At 71.5% G+C, this 8,185-nt stretch carries 7 protein-coding genes and 1 pseudogene; 4 read left to right on the plus strand and 4 right to left on the minus strand.

Annotated elements, in window-relative coordinates:
• Positions 1 to 300 (minus strand): annotated as a pseudogene (locus VGD85_RS19945) (FliA/WhiG family RNA polymerase sigma factor); the annotation flags it as partial.
• A 252-nt stretch (positions 301 to 552) separates the two neighbouring features.
• On the opposite strand from VGD85_RS19945, the gene VGD85_RS19950 reads away from it, so the two are divergent.
• A complete protein-coding gene (locus VGD85_RS19950; RefSeq protein WP_331065177.1) occupies positions 553 to 1,407 on the plus strand; it encodes a sigma-70 family RNA polymerase sigma factor in 855 nt (284 codons plus the stop codon).
• Positions 1,408 to 1,555: 148 nt separating this feature from the next.
• Here VGD85_RS19950 and VGD85_RS19955 read toward each other — a convergent pair whose 3' ends face one another.
• The gene (locus VGD85_RS19955) at positions 1,556 to 2,197 is read right to left on the minus strand and encodes a CoA transferase subunit B (protein WP_331065178.1); all 642 of its coding nucleotides are present in this window, start codon (positions 2,195 to 2,197) and stop codon (positions 1,556 to 1,558) included.
• Positions 2,194 to 2,979 carry a CoA transferase subunit A gene (locus VGD85_RS19960; RefSeq protein WP_331065179.1) on the minus strand — a complete coding sequence of 262 codons (786 nt, stop codon included), beginning with the start codon at positions 2,977 to 2,979 and terminating at the stop codon, positions 2,194 to 2,196. Before VGD85_RS19960 ends, VGD85_RS19955 begins: the two co-directional genes overlap by 4 nt.
• Positions 2,980 to 3,064: 85 nt before the next feature.
• On the opposite strand from VGD85_RS19960, the gene VGD85_RS19965 reads away from it, so the two are divergent.
• Together VGD85_RS19965 and VGD85_RS19970 are read left to right on the plus strand one after the other, a co-directional pair.
• The gene (locus tag VGD85_RS19965) at positions 3,065 to 4,081 is read left to right on the plus strand and encodes an ArsA-related P-loop ATPase (RefSeq protein ID WP_331065180.1); all 1,017 of its coding nucleotides are present in this window, start codon (positions 3,065 to 3,067) and stop codon (positions 4,079 to 4,081) included.
• Positions 4,081 to 5,274, plus strand: coding sequence for an ArsA family ATPase (locus VGD85_RS19970; protein WP_331065183.1), 1,194 nt, complete (start codon positions 4,081 to 4,083; stop codon positions 5,272 to 5,274). Before VGD85_RS19965 ends, VGD85_RS19970 begins: the two co-directional genes overlap by 1 nt.
• Before the next feature lie 21 nt (positions 5,275 to 5,295).
• Here the strand turns inward: VGD85_RS19970 and VGD85_RS19975 are convergent, their stop codons facing one another.
• The gene (locus tag VGD85_RS19975; RefSeq protein ID WP_331065181.1) at positions 5,296 to 5,595 is read right to left on the minus strand and encodes a WhiB family transcriptional regulator; all 300 of its coding nucleotides are present in this window, start codon (positions 5,593 to 5,595) and stop codon (positions 5,296 to 5,298) included.
• Positions 5,596 to 5,792: 197 nt separating this feature from the next.
• Between VGD85_RS19975 and VGD85_RS19980 the strand changes: the two genes are divergently transcribed.
• The coding region (locus VGD85_RS19980) for a transglycosylase domain-containing protein (protein ID WP_331065182.1) at positions 5,793 to 8,185 on the plus strand (2,393 nt) is incomplete at its 3' end.

The following is an 8,185-nucleotide window of genomic DNA, read 5'->3' on the forward strand; positions in this document are numbered from 1 at the left end:
GGCCGCCGCCCGGCTGCGTGGGCGGGCCGCCCGGGCCGCCCAGTCGGTGGCCCGCAGCTCGTCGACGAGGGCGCCGCGGATGGCGATGGTCGCCCGCGTCACGAACGATCGGTCCGAGGTCATCTCGATCCCTCGTGCGGCGTCGAGGAGCGCGCTCAGCCCGGCGGCTCGCAGGTCGTTGCGGTCGACGGCCGCCGGGACCCGGGTCATCGTCTCCTGGACCAGGTGGGCGACCAGGGGGACGTGGCGGGCGGCGAGGGAGCGGGAGCCCGCGGCGGGGGAAGAGGTGTCTCTCGTCACGCCACCAGTGACGCACGAACGGGCCCGTTCGGACAAAAAAGAAGGCCAGATTTGGCCCGTATCCAACACAAATGACTACCCCCGACCCGGGGGGACCAGGCCCGGCTGGCCCGGATGGACTAGGGGTCCATGACTCGGGCGCCTACCCGGACTGGTCCTCCTGAACCACCGGCCCTAGCCCAAAGAAATCGTTCTACACGAGATAGTTGCAAATTCACGTCATGGACGCGCCGGATATGAGTCACTACTCCCGTGAACCCGGTCCAGTCCACCCTGACGATCGCCGAACGCGACCAGCTCGCCGTCGAGCACGTGCCCCTGGTCGCCCATCTCGTGCGAGAGACGATGGCGCGCGTCCCGTCGTACATGGATCGCAACGACCTGCACTCCGCCGGGCTCCTCGCCCTGGTGCAGGCGGCGCGGTCCTTCGACCCCGCGCGGGGCGTGCCGTTCGGCAGCTACGCCTCGACCCGGGTGCGCGGTGCGCTGGTCGACGAGCTGCGTTCGGTCGACTGGGCCTCGCGCTCGGTGCGACGCAAGGCGCGCGAGATCGAGGCCGCCCGCGCCCGGCTCGCGGCCGTGCTCGGGGAGTTCCCCGACGACGCCGCGGTCGCCGAGGCGCTGGACCTGCGCCGTGAGGACGTCGTGCGCACCGACTCCGAGGTCGCCCGCGCCCAGGTGCTGCCGCTGGACGCCGGCCCCGACGCCGGGTTCGCCGAGCAGCTCGCCGGCCGTGACGCCGGCCCGGAGGAGGCCGCACTGCGCGCCGAGCGCAGCCACTACCTCGCCGACGCGATCGAGGAGCTGCCCGAGCGGCTGCGCCACGTGGTCCGCGGCTACTTCCTCGACCAGCGGCCGATGGCCGAGCTCGCGGCCGAGCTGGGCGTCACCGAGTCCCGGATCTCCCAGCTGCGCGCCGAGGCGCTCGTGCTGCTGCGCGACGCGCTGGCCGGCGCGTTCGAGCCGCACCTGGCCACCCCCCACACCAACCCCGACGGGGTGGCGGCCAGGCGGCGGCTCGCCTACACCAGCGCGGTCGCCAGCCGGTTCGCCGCGCGCCGGTCGATGCCCGCTCGGCTCGAGGAGCGCGTCGAGTCGATCGCCTGAGGCCCGGGGCCGGAACCCCGGTCCTACGTGGCCGCCGAGAAGCCGCCCAGGCGCTCCGGACCGACGGCGTCCACGCCGAGCGCCTGGGAGGTCGCGGGTGGGTACGCCGCCGGCGGCTGCGTCGTCGGCGGGCGCACGGACGACGGCCTCAGGCGATGAGCTCCGGCTCCGTCTTGGCGCGGACCTCGTCCTCGGTCACCCCGGGCGCGAGCTCCACCAGGCGGAGACCGCCACCGTCGGCCGCGGGCACCACGTCGATCACCGCCAGGTCGGTGATGATCCGCTGGACCACGCCGCGGCCGGTGTACGGCAGGGAGCACTCGTCGACGATCTTGTAGCTGCCGTCCTTGGCGACGTGCTCCATCAGCACGATGACCCGCTTGGCGCCGTGGACCAGGTCCATCGCGCCACCCATGCCCTTGACCATCTTGCCGGGGATCATCCAGTTGGCGATGTCGCCGGAGCGGGAGACCTGCATGGCGCCGAGGATCGCCGCATCCACCTTGCCGCCGCGGATCATCCCGAACGACGTCGCGGAGTCGAAGAACGACGCGCCCCGGCGCAGCGTGACCGTCTCCTTGCCGGCGTTGATCAGGTCGGCGTCCTCCTCCCCCTCGAACGGGTAGGCACCGACGCCGAGGATCCCGTTCTCGGACTGGAGCACGAGCTCGACGTCGTCATCGACGTAGTTGGGCACCAGCGTCGGCAGGCCGATCCCGAGGTTGACGTAGGACCCGTCGGACAGCTCGGAAGCGGCCCGTGCCGCCATCTCCTCACGGCTCCAGCTCATGCCGGGCTCCCTTCGCGCGTGCGGACGGTCCGCTTCTCGATCCGCTTGTCCGCGGCCTGTTCGGGGGTGAGCGCGACCACGCGCTGGACGAAGACACCCGGGGTGTGCACCTGGTTGGGGTCGATCTCCCCGGGCTCGACGAGGTGCTCGACCTCGGCGATGGTGACCCGCCCGCACATCGCCGCCAGCGGGTTGAAGTTGCGCGCCGAGTCGCGGAACACGAGGTTGCCGTGCCGGTCGCCCTTCCACGCCCGGACCAGGCCGTAGTCCGCGACGATCGCGTGCTCGAGCACGAACTCCTTCGGGCCCTCGGCGGTGTCGAAGACCTGCGTCTGCTTCGGCGGCGAGGCCTTCACGACGTTGCCCTCGGCGTCGTAGCGCCACGGCAGGCCACCCTCGGCGACCTGGGTGCCGACCCCGGTGGCGGTGAAGAACGCCGGGATGCCGGACCCGCCGGCCCGCATCCGCTCGGCGAGCGTGCCCTGCGGGGTCAGCTCGACCTCGAGCTCCCCGGAGAGGTACTGCCGCGCGAACTCCTTGTTCTCGCCGACGTACGACGCCACGACCCGCCGCAGCCGCCCGGCCCCGAGCAGGAGGCCGAGGCCCCAGCCGTCGACACCGGCGTTGTTCGACACGACCTCGAGGTCGCCGGTGCCGGCGTCCAGCAACGCCTGGATCAGCACCGACGGGATCCCGCACAACCCGAACCCGCCGACCGCGATGGTCGACCCGCCCGCGATGTCCGCCACGGCCTCCGCGGCGGAGCTCACCACCTTGTCCACGCCATCTCCTCCTCGCCCGTCACGACACTGTGACCCGGCTCTCGTCGATCCTAGGACCCCCGGGGCGTCATCTACGCTCGGCCCTATGGCCCCGTCGACAGACGTCCCCGACTGGTCGCGCGTGCGCCTGCACGTGGTGACCGGCAAGGGCGGCACCGGGAAGTCCACGGTCGCCGCGGCCCTGGCGCTCGGGCTCGCCTCGCAGGGCCGGCAGGTGCTGCTGTGCGAGGTCGAGGGCCGCCAGGGGATCGCCCGGATGTTCGACGTCGACCCGCTGCCCTACGAGGAGCGCCGGATCGCGACCGGGCTGCCCCACGACGGGCGACCCCCCGGGGTCGTCCACGCGCTGCACATCGACGCGGAGTCCGCGCTGCTGGAGTACCTCGCGATGTACTACAAGCTCGGCCGCGCGGGCCGGGCGCTCGACCGGTTCGGCGTCATCGAGTTCGCCACGACGATCGCCCCCGGCGTACGCGACGTGCTGCTCACCGGCAAGGTGTTCGAGGCGGTGCAGCGCAACAGCCGCAACCGCAACGCCACCCACTACGACGCCGTCGTGCTGGACGCGCCGCCGACCGGGCGCATCACGCAGTTCCTCAACGTCAACGAGGAGCTCGCCGGGCTCGCGAAGGTCGGGCCGATCAAGGGTCAGGCGGACACGGTGATGACGCTGTTCCGATCGCCGCGGACCCTGGTCCACCTCGTGACCGTCCTCGAGGAGATGCCGGTGCAGGAGACCGCGGACGGCATCGCCGAGCTGCGCGCGGCGCGGCTGCCGGTCGGCGGAGTGATCGTCAACCAGGTGCGACCGCGCGACATCCAGCCCGCGGACCTCGAGGCCGCCCTGGCCGGCCGGCTCGACACCGACCGGGTCGAGGCCGAGCTCACCGCGGCCGGCATCGAGGGCGGCGCGGGGCTCGTGGCGGGCCTCGTCACGGAGGTGCGCGACCACGCCGAGCGCCGCGCGCTCGAGGACGACCAACGCGCGGTGGTCGACGGGCTCGGGCTGCCGACCTTCGAGCTCCCCCGGCTCTCCGGCGGCGTCGACCTCGGCGGCCTCTACGAGCTCGCCGCCGACCTCAAGGCACAGGGGCTCGCATGATGGCCCGCACCCGCACCCGCGTCGGTCCGCTCGCCACCGGTCCGACGGCGGCCCCCGCTCTCGACATCGACGCACTGCTCGACGACCGCGGGACGGGCATCATCGTGTGCTGCGGTTCCGGTGGCGTCGGCAAGACCACTGTCTCCGCGGCGCTCGCGCTGCGCGCCGCCGAGCGGGGCCGTCGGGTGGTCGTGCTGACGATCGACCCGGCGCGGCGCCTGGCCCAGTCGATGGGCATCGAGGAGCTCGACAACACCCCGCGTCCGGTCAGCGGGCTGCGCACCAACGCCAAGGGCAACCGCAAGGGCGGCGGTCTCGACGCGATGATGCTCGACATGAAGCGCACCTTCGACGAGGTGGTCGAGAGCCAGGCCAACCCCGAGAAGGCCCGGCAGATCCTGCAGAACCCCTTCTACATCGCCCTGTCCAGCTCGTTCGCGGGCACCCAGGAGTACATGGCGATGGAGAAGCTCGGGCAGATCCACGCGCAGGCCCGCCACGACGACAGCTACGACCTGATCGTCGTGGACACCCCGCCGTCCCGCTCGGCGCTGGACTTCCTGGACGCGCCGGAGCGTCTCTCGAGCTTCCTCGACGGGCGCTTCATCCGGCTGCTGCTCACCCCGGCGCGCGGGCCGGCCCGGATGATGACCGCGGGGCTGGGGCTGATCACCAACGCCCTCAATCGGATCATCGGCGCACAGGTGCTGCGGGACATGCAGACCTTCGTCGCGGCGTTCGACACGCTCTTCGGTGGTTTCCGGGCGCGGGCGCAGAAGACGTTCCAACTGCTGCAGGCCGACGGTACGGCGTTCCTCGTGGTCGCCGCGCCCGAGCCGGACGCGCTGCGCGAGGCGGCGTACTTCGTCGAGCGGCTCAGCGAGGACGACATGCCGCTGGCCGGCCTGATCGTCAACCGGGCCAGCCCGGTGCCCCCGGGCGGCTTGTCGGCCGACGAGGCGATGGCGGCCTCGGCGCGGCTGCGCAAGCAGGAACCGGGCTCCCTGACCGCCGGCCTGCTCTGCCTGCACGCCGACCAGACCCGCATCGTCGAGCGCGAGGCGCTGCTGCGCGAGCGGTTCGCCGCCGCGCACCCGCAGGTGCCGACGGCCGTGGTGCCCGCGCTCGCCGGTGACGTCCACGACCTCGACGGACTGCGCCGGGTCGGGACCCTGCTGGCGGGATCGGACTAGCTGGGCGTTCCCGCCGAACCGTCACACGGCGACGGGCTTGGCGGCGGGCGCGGTCGCGCCCTGCTCGCGGGCGGCCTCGAGGACCGCGCGCCAGGAGGCGTTCGGGCGGCGGCGCAGCAGTGCTCGGCGCTCACGCTCGGTCATCCCGCCCCAGACGCCCCACTCGATCTGGTTGTCGAGCGCCTCGGCGAGGCACTCGGTGCGTACGGGGCAGCCCGCGCAGAGCTGCTTGGCCTTGTTCTGCTCGGCCCCACGGACGAACAGCTGGTCCGGCTGCGCTTCGCGGCACGCGGCCGCCGGCGCCCAATCCTCAACCCACATGATGATGTCCCCACATCAGTCCGAGATAGGCAGCGTCCCCATGACGCCCACCCGGGATAGCTCCCCTCGGTAAAGAAGTTAAGGAAGAAATCAGCTGGGGGGCAGACACATCCGGCCCAATCCCCATAGTCCGAAGTGACTAGTCCCCTCTGACTACGACTGGGTTCGGGTTCACGCGTTCACGTACCCTGGACGCCATGTCCGTGCCGCGTGACGAACGCCTGCCGTCCTCCCGCATCGCCTCCCACCTCGCGGTGATGCTCGCGGTCGCCGCGGTGATGGGTGTGGTGGTCGCGGGGCTCGCGATCCCGTTCGCGGGGGTGCTGGGGGTGGGTGCGCGGCAGATGTCGAAGGCGATGGACGACCTGCCCGCGGAGCTGCAGACCGACCCGTTGCCGCAGAAGACGCGGCTGGTGGACTCCCAGGGCGATGTGATCGCGACGTTGTACGACGAGAACCGGGTCAACGTGTCGTTGGGGCAGATCTCGCGGACGATGGTCAAGGCGATCGTGGCGATCGAGGACTACCGGTTCTACGAGCACGGGGCGCTGGACCTCAAGGGCACGTTGCGGGCGCTGATCACCAACCAGGCCAACAACGGGGTGGTCCAGGGTGGCTCCTCGATCACCCAGCAGATGGTCAAGATGACGCTGCTGACCCAGGCCAAAACCAAGGCCGAGCGCAAGGAGGCCACCGACGACACCTATGCGCGCAAGCTGCGGGAGCTGCGGTACGCGATCGCGTTCGAGCAGAACTACTCCAAGGACTGGATCTTGGAGCGCTACCTCAACATCGCCTACTTCGGCGACGGCACCTACGGCATCCAGTCCGCGGCCCGGCACTACTTCGACGTCAACGCCAAGAACCTGAACCTGCGCCAGTCCGCGATGCTCGCGGGCCTGGTGAAGAACCCGACCGGCTACGACCCGACCAACTCCCCGGACCGGGCGCTGGAGCGGCGCAACGTGGTGCTGGACCGGATGGCCGAGCTGAACGTGATCAGCCAGGACAAGGCCGACAAGACCAAGGACAAGAAGCTCGGCCTGAAGGTCGTGCCGGCCAAGAACGGGTGCCTGTACGCGCGGGCGCCATTCTTCTGCGACTACGCCGTGAACTGGCTGCTCCAGGACCCCCAGCTCGGCAAGACGGTCGCCGAGCGCAAGCAGTTGCTCAAGACCGGCGGCCTGACCATCCGCACCACCGTCGACCTGCGCGACCAGCAGGCCGCCGACACCGCCGTGCGCGACCACGTCGACAAGCGCGACCAGGCGGTCGGCGCGATGGCGATGATCGAGCCGGGCACGGGCAACGTCAAGGCCCTGGCCCAGTCCCGCCCGATGGGCCGCAGCGAGGCCGCCGGCGAGACGTTCTTGAACTACGCGGTCCCGACCGAGTACGGCGACTCCGCCGGCTTCCAGGCCGGGTCCACGTTCAAGCCGTTCGTGCTCGCGGCCGCCGTCAACCAGGGCGTCCCGCTGAGCACGACGTTCAACGCCCCGATGACGATGACGATCCCGCAGGACGAGTTCGCCAACTGCGAAGGCCAGCCCGGGTTCGTCGGCGAATGGAACGTGTCCAGCTCCACCATCGACGGGTCGATGGACCTCTACGTCGGCACCCAGAAGTCCGTCAACACGTTCTACGCGATGCTCGAGCGGGTCACCGGCGTCTGCAAGCCGTTCAACATCGCCAAGTCCCTCGGGGTGCGGCTCACCGACCCCAAGGGCGACGCCAACGGCAACGGCGCCGAGCGGGTGCCGACGTTCACGCTCGGCATCGCCAACGCGAGCCCGCTGGAGATGGCCGAGGCGTACGCCACCTTCGGCGCTCGTGGCGAGCACTGCGACGCCCGCCCGGTCACCGAGATCGAGGACCCCAGCGGCACCGTCATCCAGGAGTACCCCTCCCACTGCACCCAGGCGCTCCCCCAGGCCACCGCGGACGCCGTCAACGACGTGCTGCGCGGCGTCCAGGAGCCGGGCGGCTTCGGGTACGACCTCGGCGGCACGGGTCTCAGCGTCCCCTCCGCGGGCAAGACCGGCACCACCCAGGACGGCAAGGCCGTCTGGTTCGTCGGCTACACCCCACAGATCGCCACCGCGGCGATGATCGCCGGTGCGACCAAGCAGGGACAGCGACCCATGCAGCTGGCCGGCCAGGTGATCGGCGGCAGCTACATCTCCTCGGTGTCCGGGTCCGGCTTCGCCGGTCCCATGTGGGCCCAGGCGATGCACGTCGTCGACGACAAGCTCGACTACGAGGACTTCGTCGCCCCGAGCGCGACCCAGGTCGAGGGCGTCTCCACGGCCGTCCCGTCCACCTCGGGCATGTCGATGGCCCAGGCCATCAGCACGCTGAAGGGTGCCGGGTTCAACGCGGTCGACGGCGGCACGGCCTCCTCGGCCAACCCGGCCGGGACCGTCGCCTACACCTCGCCGGCCGGTGGCTCCTACGCCCCCAGCGGCTCGGTGGTCGTCGTCTACGAGTCCAACGGTGTCCCGCCGCCGCCCCCGGACCGCGGCGGCCGGGGCAACGGCGGCGGTGGCGGCGGTGGCGGCGGTGGCGGCGGCAACAACGGCCACGGCAACGG

This window comes from Nocardioides sp. (genome assembly GCF_036401255.1).
In the GTDB taxonomy this organism is placed as follows: Bacteria; Actinomycetota; Actinomycetes; order Propionibacteriales; family Nocardioidaceae; genus Nocardioides.

Excerpts from the sequence above, each read along its gene's own strand:
- VGD85_RS19955 (WP_331065178.1), bottom strand. The coding sequence starts at position 2,197 with ATGAGCTGGAGCCGTGAGGAGATGGCGGCACGGGCCGCTTCCGAGCTG.
- VGD85_RS19965 (WP_331065180.1), top strand. The coding sequence starts at position 3,065 with ATGGCCCCGTCGACAGACGTCCCCGACTGGTCGCGCGTGCGCCTGCAC.
- VGD85_RS19970 (WP_331065183.1), top strand. The coding sequence starts at position 4,081 with ATGGCCCGCACCCGCACCCGCGTCGGTCCGCTCGCCACCGGTCCGACG.
- VGD85_RS19975 (WP_331065181.1), bottom strand. The coding sequence starts at position 5,595 with ATGTGGGTTGAGGATTGGGCGCCGGCGGCCGCGTGCCGCGAAGCGCAG.